The organism is Agreia sp. (assembly GCF_964263775.1).
Lineage (GTDB): Bacteria > Actinomycetota > Actinomycetes > Actinomycetales > Microbacteriaceae > Agreia.
On sequence record NZ_CAXVWM010000038.1, the window covers coordinates 1 to 21078 of the forward strand.

At 65.7% G+C, this 21078-nt stretch carries 17 protein-coding genes and 2 tRNA genes; 14 read left to right on the top strand and 5 right to left on the bottom strand.

Translation table 11 applies throughout. From position 1 onward, the window contains the following. Window positions 1-53: 53 nt before the first annotated feature. The 3 genes from ACE5CZ_RS03250 to ACE5CZ_RS03260 form a co-directional block, all read right to left on the bottom strand. Window positions 54-130, bottom strand: a tRNA-Pro gene (locus ACE5CZ_RS03250). 58 nt (window positions 131-188) lie between these two features. Further along, a complete protein-coding gene (locus tag ACE5CZ_RS03255) occupies window positions 189-1133 on the bottom strand; it encodes a metallophosphoesterase (protein ID WP_374945930.1) in 945 nt (314 codons plus the stop codon). A gap of 4 nt (window positions 1134-1137) precedes the next feature. After that, window positions 1138-3612, bottom strand: a complete 2475-nt coding sequence (locus tag ACE5CZ_RS03260) for a transglycosylase domain-containing protein (protein ID WP_374945931.1) — start codon at window positions 3610-3612, stop codon at window positions 1138-1140. Window positions 3613-3722: 110 nt separating this feature from the next. Between ACE5CZ_RS03260 and ACE5CZ_RS03265 the strand changes: the two genes are divergently transcribed. Together ACE5CZ_RS03265 and ACE5CZ_RS03270 are read left to right on the top strand one after the other, a co-directional pair. Beyond that, window positions 3723-3893, top strand: coding sequence for a hypothetical protein (locus tag ACE5CZ_RS03265; protein WP_374945932.1), 171 nt, complete (start codon window positions 3723-3725; stop codon window positions 3891-3893). Beyond that, the gene (locus ACE5CZ_RS03270) at window positions 3893-4363 is read left to right on the top strand and encodes a RidA family protein (protein WP_374945933.1); all 471 of its coding nucleotides are present in this window, start codon (window positions 3893-3895) and stop codon (window positions 4361-4363) included. The genes ACE5CZ_RS03265 and ACE5CZ_RS03270 overlap by 1 nt, the downstream gene beginning before the upstream one ends. Before the next feature lie 13 nt (window positions 4364-4376). Here the strand turns inward: ACE5CZ_RS03270 and acs are convergent, their stop codons facing one another. Continuing rightward, window positions 4377-6329: an acetate--CoA ligase gene (gene acs / locus ACE5CZ_RS03275; protein WP_374945934.1), complete on the bottom strand. Its 1953-nt coding sequence runs from the start codon at window positions 6327-6329 to the stop codon at window positions 4377-4379. A 398-nt stretch (window positions 6330-6727) separates the two neighbouring features. On the opposite strand from acs, the gene ACE5CZ_RS03280 reads away from it, so the two are divergent. The 5 genes from ACE5CZ_RS03280 (at window position 6728) to ACE5CZ_RS03300 (ending at window position 10234) form a co-directional block, all read left to right on the top strand. Next, window positions 6728-7849, top strand: a complete 1122-nt coding sequence (locus tag ACE5CZ_RS03280; protein ID WP_374945935.1) for a TadA family conjugal transfer-associated ATPase — start codon at window positions 6728-6730, stop codon at window positions 7847-7849. Then, window positions 7846-8781: a type II secretion system F family protein gene (locus ACE5CZ_RS03285; RefSeq protein WP_374945936.1), complete on the top strand. Its 936-nt coding sequence runs from the start codon at window positions 7846-7848 to the stop codon at window positions 8779-8781. Before ACE5CZ_RS03280 ends, ACE5CZ_RS03285 begins: the two co-directional genes overlap by 4 nt. 130 nt (window positions 8782-8911) lie before the next feature. Next, a complete protein-coding gene (locus ACE5CZ_RS03290) occupies window positions 8912-9100 on the top strand; it encodes a DUF4244 domain-containing protein (protein ID WP_374945970.1) in 189 nt (62 codons plus the stop codon). A gap of 13 nt (window positions 9101-9113) precedes the next feature. Then, complete coding sequence (locus ACE5CZ_RS03295) at window positions 9114-9485, top strand: TadE family type IV pilus minor pilin (RefSeq protein WP_374945937.1); 372 nt, start codon at window positions 9114-9116, stop codon at window positions 9483-9485. Between the two features lie 44 nt (window positions 9486-9529). Then, entirely contained in the window at window positions 9530-10234 is a 705-nt protein-coding gene (locus tag ACE5CZ_RS03300) for a M15 family metallopeptidase (protein ID WP_374945938.1), read from the top strand. An 11-nt stretch (window positions 10235-10245) separates the two neighbouring features. Here the strand turns inward: ACE5CZ_RS03300 and ACE5CZ_RS03305 are convergent, their stop codons facing one another. After that, a complete protein-coding gene (locus ACE5CZ_RS03305) occupies window positions 10246-10488 on the bottom strand; it encodes a hypothetical protein (protein ID WP_374945939.1) in 243 nt (80 codons plus the stop codon). Between the two features lie 220 nt (window positions 10489-10708). Here ACE5CZ_RS03305 and topA point away from each other — a divergent pair, with 220 nt between their 5' ends. The 7 genes from topA to ACE5CZ_RS03340 all read left to right on the top strand — a co-directional run bounded on the left by topA (window position 10709) and on the right by ACE5CZ_RS03340 (window position 21049). After that, window positions 10709-13663 (top strand): type I DNA topoisomerase, encoded by a 2955-nt coding sequence (topA, locus tag ACE5CZ_RS03310; RefSeq protein WP_374945940.1) that lies wholly within the window; start codon window positions 10709-10711, stop codon window positions 13661-13663. Continuing rightward, a complete protein-coding gene (tmk, locus tag ACE5CZ_RS03315; RefSeq protein WP_374945941.1) occupies window positions 13660-14313 on the top strand; it encodes a dTMP kinase in 654 nt (217 codons plus the stop codon). The genes topA and tmk overlap by 4 nt, the downstream gene beginning before the upstream one ends. Window positions 14314-14347: 34 nt before the next feature. Further along, the gene (locus tag ACE5CZ_RS03320) at window positions 14348-15505 is read left to right on the top strand and encodes a DNA polymerase III subunit delta' (protein ID WP_374945942.1); all 1158 of its coding nucleotides are present in this window, start codon (window positions 14348-14350) and stop codon (window positions 15503-15505) included. Further along, on the top strand, window positions 15502-17079 hold the full coding sequence (locus ACE5CZ_RS03325; RefSeq protein ID WP_374945943.1) for an alpha/beta hydrolase: 1578 nt from the start codon (window positions 15502-15504) through the stop codon (window positions 17077-17079). The genes ACE5CZ_RS03320 and ACE5CZ_RS03325 overlap by 4 nt, the downstream gene beginning before the upstream one ends. A 134-nt stretch (window positions 17080-17213) precedes the next feature. Then, a tRNA-Thr gene (locus tag ACE5CZ_RS03330) sits at window positions 17214-17289 on the top strand. Window positions 17290-17495: 206 nt separating this feature from the next. Continuing rightward, window positions 17496-19961 carry a LamG-like jellyroll fold domain-containing protein gene (locus ACE5CZ_RS03335; RefSeq protein ID WP_374945944.1) on the top strand — a complete coding sequence of 822 codons (2466 nt, stop codon included), beginning with the start codon at window positions 17496-17498 and terminating at the stop codon, window positions 19959-19961. Window positions 19962-20062: 101 nt separating this feature from the next. Continuing rightward, the gene (locus ACE5CZ_RS03340) at window positions 20063-21049 is read left to right on the top strand and encodes a Gfo/Idh/MocA family protein (RefSeq protein WP_374945945.1); all 987 of its coding nucleotides are present in this window, start codon (window positions 20063-20065) and stop codon (window positions 21047-21049) included. Window positions 21050-21078: the final 29 nt, after the last annotated feature.

Below are 21078 nucleotides of genomic sequence, written 5' to 3' on the forward strand. Positions count from 1 at the left end.
CCACCTGATTCAACAAGAAAAGGGCCCCCTCTCGAATCGAGAGGGGGCCCGTGTGGTCGGGGTAACAGGATTTGAACCTGCGACCTCGTCGTCCCGAACGACGCGCGCTACCAAGCTGCGCCATACCCCGATCAGCCCGAAGGCCTCAATCATTCTAGCCGATCTCGGCGGGTGCTGCGCGCACGCGGTCAGCGTGAGGGCGTGAGCGTCAGCAGCGTTGCCTCGGGAAGGCAGGAGAACCTGAAAGGCGCGTAGATCGACGTGCCCAACCCGGCAGAGACGTTGAGGTACGCCGCGCGCAGGCCATGACGCCACACGCTCAGGCCCTTGACCTGGTTTCGCGGAATGTCGCAGTTCGTGATGAGTGCACCGAAGCCGGGAACGCAGACCTGGCCGCCATGGGTGTGACCGGCGAAGATGACATCGGCGCCGTGGGTCACGAACGAACTGAGCACGCGTTGGTAAGGGGCGTGTGCGACTCCGATCGTGAGGTCGGCGGAGTAGTCGTCGTCTTCGTTCTCGCGCAGCTCGTCGAGGGCTCCCGGGATTCGGTCGAGCCGGTCGTAGAGTCGATGCGGGTCGTCGACGCCGAAGAACTCGATGCGGGTGCCCTTGACGACCAGGCTCGTGGCCCGGTTGTTCAGGTTCTGCCAGCCGAGGTCGGCGAAGGTGCTCTCAAGCCGCTTCGTGTCGAGACGCGTCGGGTCGCGATGCAGCTTCGACGGGCCCATGAAGTAGCGCAGGGGACTCTTGAATGTCGGTCCGAAATAGTCGTTCGACCCGTTCACGAAGACGCCGGGGATGCCGCGGAACGGCTCGAGCGCATCGCGCACGGAATCGTAGGCGTCGGTATGACCGAGGTTGTCGCCGGTGTCGACGATCAGGTCGGGTTCCAGCAGCGCGAGCCGCCTCACCCATTCCTGCTTGTCGCGCTGCCACGGCGCCATGTGCAGGTCTGAGAGGTGCAGAACCCGGATGTCTGCCGAACCGGGAGGAAGAACGGGTGCCGACACGCGGCGCAGGGTGAAGAGCCGCCGCTCGACGAGTGACCCCCACGCGAAAGCCGCGGTACCGGCCGCCGCGGTCAACCCGAGGGCTGTCGCGGCGACCTCGGCCGGGCGGAATGATGCCACCGGCTTAGGGCTTTTTGCAGACGACAAGAGCCACTGACGTGCTCGCGGGGTTCGCGAAGCTACCTCCGGCGGGAGTCGAGCCCAACGCCACCTTGTTGTTGCAATTGGCGTCGGTCACCTGCGTCTGAGTCGACGCCGAATACTTGAAACCGGCATTCTGAATTGCCTTTGCCGCCGCTCCGAGTTCGAGTCCCGCCACGTTGGGCACGGGTTTCAGCAGGCCGTTGCTCGTGTAGACCGTGACAGTGGCGCCCTTGGTGGCGTTCTCACCCGCGGCGGGAACGCTGCCCGCGGCGCTGCCTGCGGGCGCCTCGTTATCGGTGGCGCCGCCATCCTGGAATGTGAAGCCCGCGGCCTCGATGAGCGATTGCGCCTCGGCGATGGTCTTTCCTTGAACGGCGGGGACAGCAACCTGCGGGGCGGCCGTCAATGAACTGTTCGGGGTCGGGAACGAGCCTCCGGGGAATTTGCTGTTCGCCTGGGCCATGTATTCCCTCCAGGTGCTGAAGCGCATATCGGCCACGTTTCCGTAATCAGGAACGCTTGTGTACCGCACGGATACATCACCCACGATGTTGCCGACCCAGATGGCGGTCGCGAGCGTGGTCGACGCCCCGGCGAACCAGACGTGCTTCTCGCCGTCGGTGGTTCCCGTCTTTCCGATGAGCGGGATGCCGTCGCCTGGTCTTGCTGCCCCACCGGTACCACCGTTGACGACCGCGGCCATTGCCTGGCCCATGGCGGCCGCGACGTTCGGGTCGACGGCCTGCGAGCAGCTCGTGGCCGGAATCGGCACATCGGCGCCCGTGGCGTCGACGATGCGATCGATGGCCTTTGGCTCGCAGTACAGGCCGTTGGCGGCGATCCCTGCGTAGGCCGCCGCCACGGTGAGGGGAGCCACCTCATTGGTGCCGAGAACGCCCGAGACGTTCTGCTGCATGGGCGTGCCGTCGGCGCGGTGCATGCCGAACGACATCGCAGTCTCTGTGATGTCGCACATGTCGAGCTTCTGCGCCATGCCGATAAACGCGTTGTTCACCGATTGCGCCGTCGCCTGCACAACACTCATGGACCCTGGGGTCGACCCGCCGTCGTTGGCCGACTTGTATGGGCCTCCACCCGCTCCCTCACAACGGTTCTTGAACGTGGCCAGGTTGAACGTGCGCACGTTTCCGTTGACCTGCTCATTGATCGAATGGCCGGTCTTCAGCCAATCAGCCAAGGTGAACACCTTGTACGTCGATCCCGACGGAAACCCTGTCGACCCCCCGAACGCGTAGTCGGTGCCGAGGTTCAGCGACGTCTCATTCGGCTGCGTCGTCTCGGGATCATCGTTGAACGTCTTGTTCTGCACCATCGCAAGCACTCGGCCCGTTCCGGGCTGCACTGTGACCATCGACGAGCCGAGGTCGAGACGGTCGGTGAGCTGGGGCACGTTCGAGTTCATCGAGTTGATGGCAGCGGTCTGCAGGTCGAGGTCGAGGGTGGTGAAGATCTGATATCCGCCCGTGCGGAACTTCTGCCAGCGCGCCTCGGCGCTGTCGCCGAAGGCGGCGTCATTCTTGACGATGTACGAGACGTAGTCGCAGAAGAAACCCGCACCGATGTTGTCATTTGCTGTCTTGCAGCCGGTAGACGGCTGCACGATGTTCGGCGTTACCGGCGTGGCGATGGCTTCGTCGAACTGGGCCTGCGTGATCTTGTGCTCTTTGAGCATGGCCGGAAGGATGTTGACGTCACGACGGGCCTGGTTCTCCGTGATCTTCTCTGGTGCTTCTGCTTGGTCGATGCGCAGGCCATTCGGCTCGTTGACCATGGCAACGAGGCTGGTCGCCTGGGCCAAGCTGACGTTGGCGGCTGAGACGCCGTAATAGTACTGCGCGGCGGCCTCGATGCCGTACAAGGTGACGACGAAGTTCGACATGTTGAGGTATCCCAGAAGAATCTGGTCTTTCGTGAACTCTTTCTCGAGTCCGATCGCCAGCTTCATATCTTTGAGCTTGCGATCGACCGTGGTCTTCGTGGCGTCGTCGAAGGCCTTCTTGCGCTCTGCCTCGTCTTGGATCTCTTCGGTCTTCTGAATGAGGATGTTGCGCACGTACTGCATCGAGATCGTCGACGCTCCAGGGCCGTCGCCGCCAGCCGCAGACTGCGCGGCGGCGCGCGTAGCGGAGATGATGTCGACACCGCCATGCGTGTAGAAACGGGGGTCTTCGACCGAAACCACTGCGTCTTTCACGAAGGGCGAGATCTGATCCCACGAGACTTCTTCGCGGTTCTGGTCGAACACCGAGGCGAGGAGGACAGGGCTGCCGTCGCTGCCCGTTGCGTAGATTTCCGACTTCTGTGCGAGAACGTCAGGGCGGATGTTCGAGGGCAGGTTCTCGAACATGCCGATGGAGTTGTTCGTGGCGATTCCGGTGACTGCGAGCGCGGGAGCAACCATGGCCGTGACGAGAATGCCTGCGATAGCACTCATGCCCACGATGCCGAGGATGGCTCCAACTACGCCGCTAGCCTTAGCTTTTGGGGCAGACATATGCTCGAGACTAATCGACGATGCTGGCAAATGGCCAGAAAGGAACGCGGATGCCCACCTGGGAGTACGTCACAACACCGCTCATGATTCACAACACCACGGGGATTCTGAACACCTGGGGTTCGAAAGGGTGGGAGCTCGTGCAGATCGTCACGGGCCCCGAAGGCGGCCTCGTCGCCTACCTGAAACGCCCGATCGCCACCGAGAAAGAGGGCTCCTGATGAGCGTCGTCGCCGCGCGCCTTGCCGAGCTCGGCATCGTCATCCCCACGGTCGTGCCCCCCGTCGCCGCCTACATTCCGGCCGTGATCTCGGGCAACCTCGTCTTCACCGCCGGCCAGTTGCCGTTCGTAGACGGCAGCCTCGAGTACGCGGGCAAGGTGGGAGATGGCCATGAGCTGGTCTCGCCCTCGATCGCCAAGTCACTCGCGCAGACCTCCGTTCTCAATGCACTCGCAGCGGTCGAGAACGTGATCGGATCGCTCGACCGGGTCACGCGAGTCGTGAAGGTGACCGGATTCGTCGCATCCGACCCGTCGTTCACGGGCCAGCCCGGCGTCATCAACGGCGCGTCTGAATTTCTCGTCGACCTGTTCGGCGACCGGGGCATCCACGCACGCTCGGCCGTGGGCGTCGCCGCCCTGCCGCTCGACGCCCCGGTCGAGATCGAGGTGATTGTCGAGTTCGCCTAGGCGCCTCGACGGGTCACTTCAGTCTATCGGTGATGACCTGCATCACCTGCGTGTCTGCGAGGGTCGTGGTGTCTCCGACCTCACGACCCTCCGCGACGTCTTTGAGGAGGCGTCGCATGATCTTGCCAGAGCGGGTCTTGGGCAGTTCGGCGACCAGGAAGACGGTGCGTGGCTTGGCGATCGCGCCGATCTGCTCGGCGACGTGGGCGCGGAGCAGGGCGGATGCCTCCTCCGCCGTGGCAACGTCGGCCTGGCTCGTTCGCACGATCACGAACGCGACGACCGCCTGGCCGGTGGCCTCGTCTTCGGCGCCCACGACTGCCGCCTCGGCGACCATCGGATGCGACACCAGGGCCGACTCGATCTCGGCCGTCGAGAGTCGGTGCCCCGACACATTCATGACGTCGTCGACGCGGCCGAGCAACCAGAGGTCGCCGTCTTTATCCCGTCGGGCCCCGTCGCCGGCGAAGTACTTGTCGCCGAACTTCGCCCAGTAGGTCTCCGCGTAGCGATCCGGGTCGCCCCAGATTCCCCGCAGCATCGACGGCCACGGCTCGCTCACCACGAGCAGCCCGCCCGAGTCGAGCCCGACGTCGTTTCCGTCGTCATCGAGCACCTCGATGCGGATGCCCGGAATCGCGACCTGCGCGGAGCCGGGCTTCAGGGTGGTCACCCCGGGCAGGGCCGAGACCATGATCGCGCCCGTCTCGGTCTGCCACCAGGTGTCGACGATGGGGGTCTCGCCGCCGCCGATCACGTCGCGGTACCAGATCCACGCCTCGGGATTGATCGGCTCGCCCACCGAGCCGAGCAGGCGCAGGCTCGTCAGGTCGAACTGCGCAGGTATCTGTCGGCCGGACTTCATGAACGACCGGATGGCGGTGGGTGCGGTGTAGAAGATGCTCACGCCGTATTTCTGGATGATCTCCCACCAGCGGCCGGGGTGGGGCGAGTCGGGCGTTCCCTCGTAGAGCACCTGGGTGGCGCCGTTGGCGAGGGGGCCGTAGACGACATAGCTGTGGCCCGTGATCCAGCCGACGTCGGCGGTGCACCAGTAGACATCGGATTCTGGGCGCAGGTCGAAGACGGACTGGTGCGTGAACGCCGCCTGCGTGAGATAGCCGCCCGAGGTGTGCAGGATGCCCTTCGGCTTGCCGGTGGTTCCGGAGGTGTAGAGGATGAAGAGTGGATTCTCGGCCGGGAACGGCTTCGCCACGTGCTCATCGTCGACGGCCACCATCTCGTCGTGCCACCAGAGGTCGCGGCCTCGGGTCCATTCCACGTCGTTGCCGCCGCGTTTCACGACGAGCACGTGCGAGACGGTGCTTTCGCCGCCAGCCGCCAGGGCGGCATCCACCGCCTGTTTCAGCGGGAACACCGAACCCTTGCGGTAGCCGCCGTCGGCCGTGATGACGAGCTTGGCGCTCGCGTCGTCGATGCGGCTGCGCAGGCTCTCGGCGCTGAACCCGCCGAACACCACGGAGTGCACGGCGCCGATGCGGGCGACGGCGAGCATGGAGATCACGGCCTCGGGAATCATCGGCAGGTAGATCGCCACTCGATCGCCCTGACCGATGCCGAGGCTGGTCAGCAGATTGGCGGCACGTTTCACCTCGCTGGTGAGCTCGCTGTAGGTGAGACTGCGGGCATCGCCGGGTTCGCCCTCCCAGTGCACGGCGACGCGGTCGCCGTTGCCCGCGAGCACATGGCGGTCCAGGCAGTTGTAGGCCACGTTGAGGGCGCCGTCGTCGAACCACTTCGCGAAGGGAGGATTCGTCCAGTCGAGAGTTCGGGTGAAGGGCGTGTGCCAGTGCAGCAGTTCGCGCGCACGGTCGGCCCAGAATTGCAGGCGATCGCTCTCTGCCGCCTCGTACAGGGCCGCGGTGGCGACGGCATTCGCCGAGAACTGCTCAGAGGGCGGAAACCTGCGGGCCTCGTGCAGAAGATTGTCGATGGGCTTGCTCATGGGGTTCTATTCGCTCCTTTGCGACGGCTGCTGCCAGCTTAGCCAGCCCCGAGAACGGCTCGCGGTGCGAAGCTTCGTCCTTCGGAAATGTGGTCCGATCGGGGCCCGCTGAGAAAAAGCTGAGGAAAGTTGCGGTTACGTTGCAGGCGAGTAAAATCATTTGCACTGGACCTCGTTTCCAGATGCAATGCACTACGGATTCCCCCAATCCAGCGTTGCTACGGCGGCACCTTTTCCCCCCATTAGGTGCCGCCCCTTCTTCTTAACCCGCCATTCTCCTGTGCTCGACCACCGCGTGGTCATCATCTCCTCCTCCACAGGAGGCCGTCCGGCACAGCGTTCACACTCGTCGGCACCCGGCATCGATTGCCGTGCAGCACGCTTCTACGGTTGTGATCATGGCACGCGGACAGAACACGGACGAAGACCCCGACGAGGCAGCGCAGAGGCGCGAACCCTTCGTCGCCTTTCCCGTGCTGAGCGCGCCACGGCCCGTGCCCGCACCGTCCCCGGGTGCGGGCACGGCCCCCCCTGCCTCTGCTGAGCGTCCGGTCGCCGCCGGCCCCCGCAGCCGTGTCGGCGCATCCGATTTCGGCCCGCTCGCCCGGTACGTCAGCGACCCTGCGGTGACCGACATCTTCGTGAACGGCCCCGACGACCTGTGGATCGACAGGGGAGCGGGGCTCGTGCGGCAGTCGGAGTGGTCGTGCCCCAGCGAGGCAAGACTGCGTGAACTGGCCGTAGCGATCGTGGCCTGCGGGGGCCGTCACATCGACGAAGCGACGCCGTGCGCCGATGTGAGATTGCACGACGGCATCCGAGTGCATGCTGCGCTTCCCCCGATTGCGCCGAAGGGAACATTGCTCTCCATTCGCATTCCGCCGCTCGACCGGCCAAAGCTCGACTCATTGGCGGCATCAGGACTGTTCGGCGACGGCGCCGAGGCCGAGAGTGCCCGCGCGTTCATCGACGAGGCCGTACGCGATCGCGCCAACCTGCTCATAACAGGCGCCGGGGGCAGCGGCAAGACCACGCTCCTGTCGGCCCTTCTCGCCGCGGCGGATGCCGCTGACCGCATCATCGCGGTCGAAGACGTGGCCGAGCTTCGCGTGCAACATCCGCATTTCATCGCGCTCGAAACCCGGCAGCCGAATCTCGAGGGCGCGGGCGGGGTCGGTCTCGATCGACTGCTGCGAGAGGCCCTGCGCATGCGCCCCGACAGGCTTGTTCTGGGCGAGTGCAGGGGCGGCGAGATCCGCGAACTGCTGTCGGCGCTGAACACGGGGCACGACGGTGGCGCCGGAACACTGCACGCGAACTCCCTCGACGACGTGCCGGCGCGTCTCGAAGCACTGGGCTCCCTCGCCGCGATGAGTCCCGAAACCGTGGCCAGGCAGGCCGTGAGCGCCATCGGTCTCGTTCTTCACCTCGAGCGCCGCGGTGCCAACCGGCGTCTGGATGCCGTGGGCCGGTTCGGCATCGACTCGGCCGGTCGGCTACGGATCGACTCGGTCAGTTGACAGTTGCCGATGCCCTTGCCGTCGAGTCCGTCGCGTCAGTTGTGCAGCGACTGGCCGTGATGCTCGGCGCCGGCGTTGCGCCGACGAACGCGTGGCGCTACCTGGGCGACGTCGATGGATTTCGAGACGGCGTCGTCGACGCGGTCGCACGAGCGATCGCACACGGCGGTTCGATTCCCGCAGCGATCGCCGGTGCACTCTCATCGGCTGAACGCGAGCAGTCGAGTTCGGCCTGGCGGGCGGTCGCAGCCTCGTGGTTCGTGGCGAACGAGAGCGGAGCCCCGCTCGCGTCGAGCCTGCGCGAAACGTCCGAGACGCTGCGCCAGCTCGGGCAACTTCATCGTGACGTCGACGCTGCGCTGGCCGGCCCGCGCTCCACGGCGCGATTCGTCGGCGTGATGCCCCTGCTCGGGCTGCTCTTCGGAACGCTTCTGGGGTTCGACACGATCGGGGTGCTGGTGGGCACGGTGCCGGGGGTCTGCTGCCTGGTCGTCGGCGCACTCCTGTCGGTGGCCGCGGTGCGGTGGACATCCCGGCTCGTCACGCGCGCACGGCCGAGCGAATCGTCGCCTGGCCTCACCGCCCAACTCGTGGCCATCGGCCTCGCCGGCGGAGGATCCCTGGCACGCGCTCGCGACCTGGCGACCGAGGCGCTCGAACTGCACGGGCTCGGCGAACCCGATGATGTGGCGCGCATCGACCAGGTGCTCGAACTGTCCCGAGTCGCTGGAGTCCCGGCAGCCGAACTGCTGCAGAGCGAGGCCCGCCAGATCAGACGCGAGGCGACGAGCCGAGCGCAAACGCGCGCAGCGTCTCTCGCCACGACGCTCATGATTCCGCTCGGAGTGTGTGTTCTGCCGGCTTTCATGCTCTTGGGCGTCGCGCCGATGATGATCGCCGTCTTCTCCTCCACCATGGTCGAACTCTCGTGAGACGACACAGTCTTCTCCCGCGGGCCGAGAATGCTTCGGCCCACCCGGGATGCTTGGTTCATTCACCGCTCGTGCCGAAACCGAAAGAGAGCGAACAACTATGAGCGAACAGACCGTGATCACCCGTCGAATGCCGTTGAACGCCAGCGCGGCACTGCGCACGTTCAGCGACGACGAGGGCGCTGCGACAGCCGAGTATGTGATCGCCACCATGGCGGCAGTGGGCTTGGCGGGCCTTCTCGTCATGATCCTCCGCGGCGATGCGGTCAAAGAGATTCTGATGGACCTCGTGCGCACCGCCTTGAGCGTCGCGGGATAGTCGGGAGCTTTCGATGCAGCAGATCCCCGTGCGCGCAATTCGCGCACTCACGAGAGACGACGGCAGCGTCACCATGGAGTTCGTCACGGTGCTTCCGGCCGTCCTCATCATCGTGGCAGCCGTCCTCGGGGGCTTCCAGCTCATCGTGCAGCAGATGCGGGTCGCCGATGCAGCGTCGTCGGCGGCCCGCTTGCTCGGCCGCGGTGACGACGTCGGCGCCGACGAGACCGTCAGGAAACTTCTCGGCAGCAACGCGGCACTCGAATCTCGAAGCGACGGCCGCTTCGTCTGTGCGACCGTCACAGTGCCGGCGGTCGTGGGGCCATTCGCCATCGCGGTCGTTCCCGTGGCTTCTACCACGTGCGCGCTGGGAGGCGGGCAGTGAATTCCCGGGTTCGCTGGGCCTGCGACCGAGGGGCGGGAGGGGTTTTGGCCCTGGCGATCGCCGCCGGAGCACTGGCCTTCTCGCTCCTCGCGCTGTCGCTCTTCTCCGTGATACCCGCAAAGGCGGCGGTCAACGCCGCCGCAGACTCGGCCGCCATCGCGGCTGCTGAAAGCGCGTCGGCATCCTCGGTCGCGCAGGCATGCGCCATCGCCGACCAGGCGGCGTCACTGAACAGGGCGACGCTGCTTCGCTGCGAGGTGGCAGGAGGCGAGGCCACCGTGACCGTGGGCCGGCAGATCCTCGAGACCACGTTCTCAGTCACCGCTCGTGCCGCAGTGCCGCGGCCAGAGGCGACGGCCGCCAACGGCGCGATCCCTGCCGCAGACCTGGTGCTGGTCTCCTATCCGGGTGTGCGAGAAAGCCCCGCCGTGTACCTTCGAGCCGATGCGGCGGCCGCGCTGCTGCAGTTGCTCGAGGCGTATCACGCCCAGACCGACGACTACCTTCCTGTCGACGAGGGCTATCGCAGTCTCGAAGATCAACACAGGCTATTCGACCAATACGGCTGGCCACGCGCGGCAATTCCGGGAACGTCGAACCACGGAGAGGGAATTGCTGTCGACTTCGTGAATCCGCCCGTCGTGCGGGGCGCGACCTCGCACTCCTGGCTCGCTGCAAATGCGGCGCGGTTCGGGTTCTCACCGCTGACCGATCCCGATGAACCGTGGCATTGGGACTACACGAGGTGACCCGTGGCCGGTCAGCCCAGCTGGGCTTCGATGAATCGATAGTCGACCGCAGACGGCAGGGCCGCGCTCTGACCCTCGCCGTTGTACTCGACTCCGCTGCCACGCATATAGAGGTAGCGCTTCGCGCTTCCCGCAGGAATCTCGATACGGGCCAGAGGCTCGCCCGCCTCGGAGAAGTCCGTACGCACCGTGCGGCCCTCGAGCGGCCCGTTCGTGAGTTTGGCGGTGTAGCTTCCGAATACGGTCGATGCCATGATGCATCCTCTCCTCTGAGGTGGCTTCCCATCTTCCTCGCCTGCGCGATATGCGCAAGGCCCCGTGCGCGTTGCCGGCAGCTGTGCAATTAGGTAATCAGGGTAAAGGGGTGTGTATGGTGTGGCAGATGGGCCGTCAAGGCCCGCCGAACCCCGCTGACGACGCTTACCCGAGATCGCGGCGAGTGGTTCGATTCTCAATCTCTTGCTGAGGAGCACAGTGCCAGGCCCGAAAAAGCTCGTGATCGTCGAGTCCCCGACCAAAGTCAAATCCATCGCACAGTATCTCGGCGACGGTTTCGAGGTGCAGGCGTCCGTCGGTCACATCCGCGACCTCATCGAGCCCAAGAACCTTCCGGCCGAACTCAAGACCGGCTCTCTCGGCAAATTCTCGGTCGACGTCGAAAAAGGGTTCGCGCCCTACTACGTCGTCAGCGACGCCAAGAAGAAGACCGTCGCCGAACTGAAGAAGGCCCTCGCCGGTGCCAGCGAGCTCTACCTCGCTACAGATGAAGACCGCGAAGGCGAGGCCATTGCCTGGCACCTCCTCGAGGTCCTGAAGCCCAAGGTTCCGGTACACCGCATGGTGTTCCACGAAATCACCCGCGAGGCCATCGAGAAAGCGCGCGACAACACACGCCAGATCGACGGCGCCCTCGTCGACGCCCAAGAGACCCGACGAATCCTCGACCGCCTCTACGGCTACGAGGTGTCGCCGGTGCTGTGGCGCAAGATCGGTCCAGGCCTGTCTGCCGGCCGGGTTCAGTCCGCGGCGACGAGGTTGGTCGTCGAGCGCGAGCGCGAGCGTCTCGCGTTCACGGCGGCAGGTTATTGGGATCTCACCGCCCAGTTCTCTCCCGAACTCGAACAGCTGTCGAAGTCCGAAGGCTTCGAGTCGAGGCTCGCCCGCGTCAATGGAGAACGCATCGCCTCCGGCCGTGACTTCGACGAGAACGGCGCGCTCAAGTCGAAGGCCACGCCCCTCGACGAGGCCGGCGCCACAGCGCTCGCGGCGGCACTCGCCGCTCCCGGCGTCGACATCACCGTCGCGTCTGTCGACTCCAAGCCCTACACCCGCCGCCCCGCCGCGCCCTTCACCACCTCGACCCTGCAGCAGGAGGCCTCGCGAAAGCTGCGCTTCTCTGCGCGACAGACCATGAGCGTCGCCCAGTCCCTGTACGAGAACGGGTACATCACCTATATGCGAACCGACTCGCCGTCGCTGTCGCAGCAGGCGCTCAATGCCGCTCGGTCGCAGGCCAAATCGCTGTACGGCGCAGACACCGTTCCCGACAAGCCCCGCCTCTACGCGGGCAAAGGCAAGAACGCCCAGGAGGCCCACGAGGCGATCCGTCCTGCGGGCGAGACATTCCGCACCCCCACGCAGCTGTCATCGACCCTTCGCGGCAACGATTTCAAGCTCTACGACCTGATCTGGAAGCGTACCGTCGCATCGCAGATGGCCGACGCGAAAGGTGTGACGGCATCCGTCACCATCGCGGCAGGCCCCACGGTCGTCGAAGGCATGACGAAGCCCGCGCTCGCGGAGTTCACGGCAAGCGGAACGGTCATCACGTTCCGTGGCTTCTTGCACGCCTACGAAGAGGGCCAAGACGAAGACCGCAACGGCCTGGCCGAGCCTGCCGAGGCCAAACTTCCTCCGTTGAAAGAAGGCCAGCTGCTGCGCGCCATTTCGGTCGACGCAGCGGGCCACGAGACGTCGCCGCCACCCCGCTACACGGAGGCGAGCCTGGTGAAGACGCTCGACGAACTCGGCATCGGCCGCCCGTCGACCTACGCGTCGATCATCTCCACCATCATCGACCGGGGCTACGTGTCTCCGCGAGGTCAGGCGCTCGTGCCGAGCTGGATCGCATTCTCCGTCGTGCGTCTCCTCGAGGACTACTTCGGCGACCTGGTCAACTACGACTTCACGGCGACGCTCGAGAACGACCTCGACCGCATAGCCGGGGGAGAAGAAGACCGGGTCGATTGGCTGAACGGCTTCTACTTCGGCAACGAGGGGCACCGGGGACTGCGCAACGTCATCGACAACCTCGGTGACATCGATGCGCGTACCGTCAATTCGGTCGTCATCGCATCCGATATCACGCTTCGCATCGGCAAGTACGGTCCCTACCTCGAGGTGCGTGAAAAGGGCGCGGAAGAAGACGCCGTGCCCCGACGGGTCAATATTCCCGCAGACCTGGCGCCCGATGAGTTGACCGAATCCAAGGCCCGAGAGCTCATCGATGCGCCGGTGGTCGTCGATCGAGTCATCGGGGTCAACCCCGAAACGGGCAAGAACGTCGTCGCCAAAGACGGCCGGTTCGGGCCGTACGTCACGGAGATCGACCCCGAACCCGAGGCTTCGGCCGAGGGCGCCGCGCCTGCGGCGGAAGCAGCTCCGGTGGTCGTCGGCGACGGTCCTGCCAAGAAGGCCCCCGCCCGCAAGGCTGCGGCGAAGAAGAGCGCAGCCCCCAAGCCCCGCACCGCCTCGCTGTTCAAGTCGATGGATCTGGCCACGATCGACATCGAAACAGCGCTTCGCCTGCTCGACCTTCCGCGCGTCGTCGGTGACGACCCCGAATCGGGTGAGCCGATCACCGCGCAGAACGGCAAATTCGGCCCGTATCTGAAGAAGGGTGTCGACACCCGCTCGATCACGAGCGAAGACCTCATCTTCGAGATCGACCTGCCCGGTGCGCTCGAGTTGTTCGCCCAGCCGAAGTACGGCGCCCGGCGCGCCTCGTCGGCCCTCAAGGAGTTCGAGGCCGACCCCGAGAGCGGCAAGCCGATCCGCATCAAAGACGGTCGCTTCGGTGCCTATGTCACAGACGGGGTGACGAACGCGACGATTCCGAAGGGCGAGACCGTCGACGAGGTCGACTTCGAGCGGGCCGTGCAGCTGTTGGCCGACAAACGAGCCAAGGGCCCTGCTGCTCCGCGCAAGACAGCGGCGAAAAAGGCTCCGGCCAAGAAGCCCCTGGCCAAGAAGCCCGCGGCCAAGAAGCCCGCCGCCAAGAAGCCCGCGGCCAAGAAGCCCGCCGCCGAGAAGGTTCCCGTCACGAAGGCGGCCGGTGCCACTGCGGACTCGACGGGCGCGGCCGCACCTGCTGCGCGCAAGGCTCCTGCGAAGAAGGCTCCGGTCGCGAAGGCCGCTCCGACGACGTGACCGCACCCGGACTCTTCATCACGCTCGAGGGCGGCGACGGCTCGGGCAAATCCACGCAGGCCGCGCTCCTCGAGAAGTGGCTCGACGGCAAGCATCGCAGGGTGATGCGCACCCGCGAGCCGGGAGGAACCGAATTCGGAGCGGAGGTGCGAGAGATCGTGCTGCACAGCCGCGGCGACATCAGCCCCCGGGCCGAAGCGCTGCTGTATGCGGCCGACCGCGCGCACCACATCGGCACTAAGGTCCGGCCCGCCCTCGAGCGCGGCGACGTCGTGATCCAAGACAGGTACCTCGATTCGTCGGTCGCGTACCAGGGCGCGGGGCGAGTTCTCGACTCCGGCGAGATCAAAGAGTTGTCGCTCTGGGCGGCCGAGGGACTGCTTCCCGACCTCACGATTTTGCTCGACCTCGATGAAGACGAGGCGCGATCCCGTCTCGACGGCTCGCGCTCCCGCTTCGATCGACTCGAGAGCGAGAAGAGCGATTTCCACGCTCGGGTGCGAGCCGCGTTTCTCGCTTTGGCCGACGCGGAACCGTCGCGATTTTTGGTTCTCGACGCCGCACAGCCGCCCGAGTCGCTCGCAGCTCGCATCCGCGAGGCCGTGGAGCCGCTACTCGGAGATGAGCCGACGGGAACGGACGCATCCTGAAGGGTCTGTCGCTGGCGCCGGGTAGGTTGTGTCTATGACGGTGTGGGACGACTTGACTGGCCAAGACGAGGCGATCGCCGTCTTTCGAGCCGCCGCAGACCCCGCGAACTCCGGCGACGCGATGACGCATTCCTGGCTCATCACCGGACCGCCGGGTTCGGGTCGCTCGAACCTCGCCTACGCATTCGCCGCCGCCCTGCTCAGTCGGCACGGAGCCGACGGAGACCCGGCCACGACGCGTCAGGTCGATGCGCGCACCCATCCCGATTTGGCCGTGCTCACTACCGAGAGGGTCATCATCTCGATCGATGAGGTGCGCAGGCTCGTGTCGAGTTCGCAGTTCTCACCGTCTGTCGGTCGCTACCGGGTCATGGTCATCGAAGACGCCGATCGCATGGTCGAGCGCACCAGCAACGTGCTGCTGAAAGCTCTCGAAGAGCCCCCCGAGCGAACGGTGTGGATTCTCTGCGCACCGAGCGAGGCCGACCTCATACCCACCATCCGGTCGCGGGTGCGATCGGTGCGTCTCCGCGTTCCGAAGGTCGACGAGGTGGCGGCTCTCATCCAGAGGCGCGACGGGGTCGAGGCGCAGGTCGCAGAGCGCGCGGCTCGTGAGGCGCAGAGCCACATCGGCATGGCCCACCGTCTCGCCACGAACGACGAGGCGCGCGCCCGACGCGACGAGACCCTGAGCCTGGCCCTCGGCATCCAGAACGTGCCGCAGGCAGTGGTCGCGGCCGCGAGGCTCATGGAGATCGCGGGTGACGACGCCAAGGCCATCACTCTGGAGCGCGACGCCGAGGAGCGAGAGAGCACGCTGCGGTCGATGGGAGTCGAGGTGGGGCAGGCCGTTCCGTCGGCCCTCCGCTCGCAGATCAAGACCCTCGAAGACGATCAGAAACGGCGGGCGACCCGCAGCCTTCGCGACGGACTCGACCGCATCCTCGTCGACCTCATGTCGCTCTACCGCGACATCCTCCTCGTGCAACTGCGATCAGAGCTGCCGACCATCAACTCTGCGATCCAGTCGCGCCTCGACGACGTCGCGCGCAGCAGCGACCCGACCGACACCCTCGCCGTGCTCGACGCGTTCGCCATCGCGCGCCGTCGCATCTCGGCCAACGTCGCACCCGCTCTCGCGCTCGAGGCTGCCCTCATCACCGTTACCCGCCAACGAAGGACCACTCCGTGACAGTCAAGACATCGCGCCGCGCGCGACGGTTCGCCTCCCTCTTCGTCGCCTCTCTCGCGGTGGCCGTTCTCGTCTCGGGATGCTCGACGTGGTTCGTCGACCGCACGTCGTCGGCCGGCAGCGGCAGACCCGTGGCCGAATCGACTCCCACGGGAGAAGACGTCGATGCCGACCTTCGCCCGTTCTACGACCAGGTTCTCAACTGGACGGACTGCGGAGACGGCTTCCAATGCGCCGATGCCACGGCGCCGCTCGACTGGCAGAATCCGTCGGCATCCGAGATCACCCTGGCGCTCGTCAAGCACCCGGCCAGCGGCCCCGGCCCGCGACTCGGCTCCTTGCTGGTCAATCCCGGCGGCCCGGGCGGCTCCGGATACGGCTTCGTGAAAGACAGTCTCGACTTCGCGGTCGGTGACGCCCTGCAGGCGCAGTACGACGTCGTCGGATTCGATCCGCGCGGCGTCGGGCGTTCGTCGGCCGTCACCTGCCTCACCGACGCCGAAATGGACTCCTACCTCTACGACATCCTTCCCGGTGGACGCGGATCGCAGGAATGGCTCGACGCCTATACGGCGTCGTCGACCCAATTCGCCGCGTCGTGCGACAAGAACAGTGCCGAGCTGCTGGGGCACGTCGACACGGTGAGCTCGGCGCGCGACCTCGATCTTCTGCGCGCCACGCTCGGTGACAGTTCGCTCAACTACCTCGGCTACTCCTACGGAACGTTCCTGGGTTCCACCTACGCCGAGCTCTATCCGCAGAAGGTGGGCCGGCTCGTGCTCGACGGCGCGCTCGACCCGACCTCGAGCAACTTCGATGTGAGCATCGGACAGGCCGTCGGCTTCGAGAACGCGATGAAGGCGTATCTGACCGACTGCCTCACGAAATCGTCGTGCCCATTCGAGGGCAGCGCCGACGACGGCATGGCCAAGATCGGCGAGCTGCTCGCGCAGGTCGACAGCAGCCCGATCAGAGCGAGCGACGGGCGCGAACTCGGCTCATCGAGCCTGCTCACGGCCATCATCTACCCCCTCTACGATGCCACGGCCTGGGACTATCTCAGCGACATGTTCGCCGACGTCTTGGCCGGCAACGCCGACTACGCGATGCAGTTCGCCGACGGCTACAACGGTCGCGACCCGGACGGCAGCTACGCCGACAACTCGACCGAGGCGTTCACGGCGATCAACTGTCTCGACTACGAGTACACGACCGACCCGGTCGTCGTGCAGAAGCAGAACGCCGATCTCGTCGCCGCGGCCCCGACCATCGGGCCCTGGTGGAGCTACGGTGACATCTCGTGCACCGTCTGGCCCGACAAGACCGCCCGCACCCCGCACGCCGTCACGGCGCAGGGTGCGGCACCGATCATCGTCGTCGGAACGACCGGCGACCCCGCCACCCCCTACGAGTGGGCGCAGGGACTCGCCGGGCAGCTGTCGAGCGGCCAGCTGGTCACGTTCGTGGGAGAGGGCCACACGGCCTACGGGTCGTCGAGTTGTGTCAAAGACGTGGTCGACGCCTACTTCATCAGCGGAACCGTGCCGGCGTCCGATCCACGGTGCACGAGCTGACGATGACGGAGGCACCCGGCTGCAGCGAGTGCCCCGTCGGGCGGCTGCGGGCGCTCCGACGCGTGTCAGCGAGACGCGTGAACATCGGGTAAGATTTGTTGCTGTGCCATTCGCTCGCGAAATGCGGTGGCCAGGCCGCCTTAGCTCAGTCGGTAGAGCGATTCACTCGTAATGAATAGGTCATCAGTTCGATTCTGATAGGCGGCCCCATTTTGAGAGGCCCGGCGTATGCCGGGCCTCTTCTGGTTTTCGGCGTTCGACACACGTGGTGACGATCGTGGCGGTTTGCCACCCATTCGGGTGCGGTCGAGACGCCGTTCATGTTGCTGCAACCTGCCGGATCACTGCACGCATCACTGTGGGATCGCTCTCGATCGAGGGCCTTCACAACACCCGATGCAACCTCAAGGAAACCAGTGCCCTTCTCAGTTCTCCACGCACCCTCCCGACTGGGCCTCATGCGCGCCGGCGCTGCGGCCGTCGTCGGAGCGGTCAGTCTCTCGCTCCTAACGGGTCTTCCCGCGGCGCAGGCTGCCCCCGCCGACGACCTTGGTTCGCGCTTCACGCTCGCCGTGCTTCCCGACACCCAGTTCTACTCGCGCTACTCCTCAGATCAGTTCCAGCCCCGCTACGGAAAAGACCCGTTCCAGGTGCAGACCGAGTGGCTCACGGAGAATCGCGACGAGCTCAACATCCCCTTCGTCACGCACGTCGGCGATGTCGTCGATCAGGCGGGCCAGGAGCGGGAATGGGTCGCGGCAGACGAAGCGATGCGCGCCTTCGACGATGCGGATGTCCCCTACTCGATCCTGCCGGGCAACCACGACGTACTCGATTCGAACGACGACCTCGACGACACGCAGTACGACCTGAGCCGCGAGCCTTTCCTCAAGTGGTTCGGACCGACGCGGGCCGAGACCGTGTCGACGTTCGAGGGCAGCGATCCCACCGGGCTGAACCAGTTCCACGTCTTCGAGGCGCAGGGCCAGCAGTATCTCGCCCTCTCGCTCAGCTGGCGTGTCTCGGACGCCACAATCGCATGGGCGGATTCGGTTCTCGCGGCCAACCCGACCCTCCCGGTGATCCTCACCACCCACCAGGTGATCGACATCGAGGCGGATGGCATCTCACCGAAAGAGACGGATTACGGCCTCGAGCTTTGGGAGAAGTTCATCCGGAGCAACGACCAGGTCTTCATGACTATCAACGGCCACTTCCACGGTGAGTCGAGCCTCGTCAAGACGAACGACTTCGGCCACCCTGTCGTGCAGATCGTCATCGACTACCAGATGGCATACGAGGGCGGCGACGGCTATCTCGGGCTGTTCGAGTTCGACCTGAGCAACGGCCGCATCAACTTCCAGACCGCGTCTCCGTGGGTCACCTGGAAGCCGCAGGAGAAGCTGACCAGCTACGACCAGCCCTTCCTCGAAGGGGTGAACCAGCAGTTCACGATTCCTCTCGATTTCGCGACGCGCTTCGCGGGCTTCGCTCCAGGATTCACGACCGGCCCGGCCGATCAGCCATCGCTGACGCAGAAAGCTCGAGACATTCTGCTTGACGGCTTCACTGGTCCCGACCCCGTCTCGACCGAGGCACCCGGCAACACCGAGGACTATGTCGACGTTGCGGGCACGCTCGCGCACTGGCGCTTCACCGGCCAGTCAGGGGTCGTCGCCGAAGGTCAGACGGTGACCGATGTCGCCGGCGACAACGACATGACCCGGGTGAGCCTCGCCGACTCGGGCGCTACGAACGCCGCTGTGGGCGACGTCGCGATCGGCTCCGACCACGCGTACCTCTCGTCTGACGACTCGAGCGTCTGCTTCGCGAACGCCGACCGCAACAACTCGCGGTACAGCTACTTCGAGACGGCAAGCGATGCATCCATCAACGACGAGTCCTTCGACAATGGGTACACGATCGAGTCGTTCCTCAAGATCGACAAGTCTTGGACCTCCAGCAACAACCAGTGGATGATGGCGCTGATCCGCGCGGGCAACCGCAACGAGATGCCCGGCGTTCCGTACAACCGCTGGGGCAATGGCGGACCGGTCGTCCTCGGCCTGTCGAACCTCAAAGAATTCCAGTGGAGCGTCATCCCGAACGAGCCCGGCCTCGGCGATCGAGTCAACTGGTCGGGCGAGATCCAGCTCGACACGTGGATGCACGTCGCCATCGTGAACGACCCAACAGCTCGCACGACGACGATGTACGTGAACGGCGCACCCGTATTGCGTAACGCAACGGACAACGTGGGCCAGAGCTTCGTGCCGGATGCGCCGTGGCTGATGGGTGCGGGCATGGACTTCAACACGCCCGGGGCCGGGTGGAACGGCTGCATCGGTGAGACCCGGGTCGTCGACCATGTGCTCGACCCATCAGAGTGGTTGACCGCGCGCGCCGACCTCACCGGCCTCACTGTGACCGACGCGCCCGAGGGATCGCTTCCCGCGAGCACCCGTTTGACGACGTTCGCCGGAACCGGCCTGCCAGGAGCCGAAGTTCGCTTGTCGGGCAGTATCGCCGGCACCGACACGATCGACGAGAACGGTGCATGGTCGATAGTGCTGCCCCAGGCTCTGAGCGCCGGCGCCTACGAGGCCTCGGTCGTGCAGGCGCTCGGTACGCGCGAATCCGAGCCCGTCGCGTTCAACTTCGGTATCGATGCGCTCCCCGGCGCGACGACCCCGCCAGGATCGGATGCCGGTGCGGCGCCGACCATCCCGATCGGCGGCGCCAACGGCAGCGTTGCTCTCGCGAGTACAGGGCTGGAATTGCCGATGGGCGCGATTGTCGCGGGCTTCGTGCTCGCGCTTCTCGGTGCCGTCGTGATTCTCCGCACGCGTCGCCGAAGCACGTCGGGCGAATCTGCCCGGTAACAGCGTGTTATTCGGCACAGGGGCCATCCGGAACGCATCGGATGGTCCCTGTGCTGTACCGCGTACTATCGAGAGGTTCGCTCACAAACACAGGAGTTCGTATGCCTTCTCCATTCCGCTGGGGAATCCTCGGCACCGGCTGGATCGCCGAGATGTTCGTCACCGACCTGCACGCCACGGGCATCGAGGTCGCGGCCGTCGGGTCTCGCAGCCAGGAATCGGCGGATGCATTCGGCTCGCGCTTCGACATCGCCTCGCGTCACCCGAGTTACGACGCGCTGGTCGCCGACCCCGATGTCGATGCCATCTATGTGGCGACGCCGCATCCGATGCACGCCGAGAACGCTCTGCTCGCGATTGCGGCCGGCAAACACGTGCTGGTCGAGAAGCCTTTCACCCTCAATGCCCGTGAGGCGGCCGAGGTCGCCGAGGCAGCCCGTCGCGCCGGTGTCGTCGTGCTCGAGGCCATGTGGTCGAGATTCTTACCGTCGATGGTGCGTATCCGCGAGATCATCGCCGCCGGCACGCTCGGCGAGGTGCGAACGCTCATCGCCGACCACGACCAGCTACTGCCTTCCGACCCCGAGCACCGCATCAACAACCCCGAGCTGGGCGGCGGCGCGCTGCTCGACCTGGGCGTCTACCCCGTCTCATTCGCCGTCGACCTGTTCGGAGCACCCACGTCGGTCACGGCGAAGGGCGACAAGACGCCCACGGGCGTCGACCGGCAGGTCGCCCTGGTTCTCGAGCACGACGGCGGGGCGATCTCCGTGCTGCACACCGCGCTCGACACCCAGGGCGCCAACACGGCCACGATAGTGGGAACCGAGGGGCGCATCGAGATCGACTCCGTCTGGTACGAGCAGACGACGTTCACGGTCTACACCGGCAAAGGCAGCGAGGTCGTCGAGCGCTACGACGAGAAGGTCGCCTCGCGCGGCATGCAGTTTCAGGCCTGGGAGCTCGAACGGGTCGTCCGTGACGGCCGCGGTGAGAGCGAGCTGCTTCCGCTCGATGAAACCGTGGCCATCATGGCGGTGCTCGACGAGGCGCGTCGTCAGGTCGGCGTCGTCTATCCCGGCGAGTAGCCCGCCCGAACGAACGCCTTCGGGCCGGG

Bases quoted from the DNA above. Each gene is read 5' to 3' on its own strand.
- ACE5CZ_RS03260 (WP_374945931.1), bottom strand. From the start codon at position 3,612: ATGAGTGCTATCGCAGGCATTCTCGTCACGGCCATGGTTGCTCCCGCG.
- ACE5CZ_RS03265 (WP_374945932.1), top strand. From the start codon at position 3,723: ATGCCCACCTGGGAGTACGTCACAACACCGCTCATGATTCACAACACC.
- ACE5CZ_RS03270 (WP_374945933.1), top strand. From the start codon at position 3,893: ATGAGCGTCGTCGCCGCGCGCCTTGCCGAGCTCGGCATCGTCATCCCC.
- acs (WP_374945934.1), bottom strand. From the start codon at position 6,329: ATGAGCAAGCCCATCGACAATCTTCTGCACGAGGCCCGCAGGTTTCCG.
- ACE5CZ_RS03280 (WP_374945935.1), top strand. From the start codon at position 6,728: ATGGCACGCGGACAGAACACGGACGAAGACCCCGACGAGGCAGCGCAG.
- ACE5CZ_RS03290 (WP_374945970.1), top strand. From the start codon at position 8,912: ATGCCGTTGAACGCCAGCGCGGCACTGCGCACGTTCAGCGACGACGAG.
- ACE5CZ_RS03295 (WP_374945937.1), top strand. From the start codon at position 9,114: ATGCAGCAGATCCCCGTGCGCGCAATTCGCGCACTCACGAGAGACGAC.
- ACE5CZ_RS03305 (WP_374945939.1), bottom strand. From the start codon at position 10,488: ATGGCATCGACCGTATTCGGAAGCTACACCGCCAAACTCACGAACGGG.
- ACE5CZ_RS03320 (WP_374945942.1), top strand. From the start codon at position 14,348: ATGACGGTGTGGGACGACTTGACTGGCCAAGACGAGGCGATCGCCGTC.
- ACE5CZ_RS03340 (WP_374945945.1), top strand. From the start codon at position 20,063: ATGCCTTCTCCATTCCGCTGGGGAATCCTCGGCACCGGCTGGATCGCC.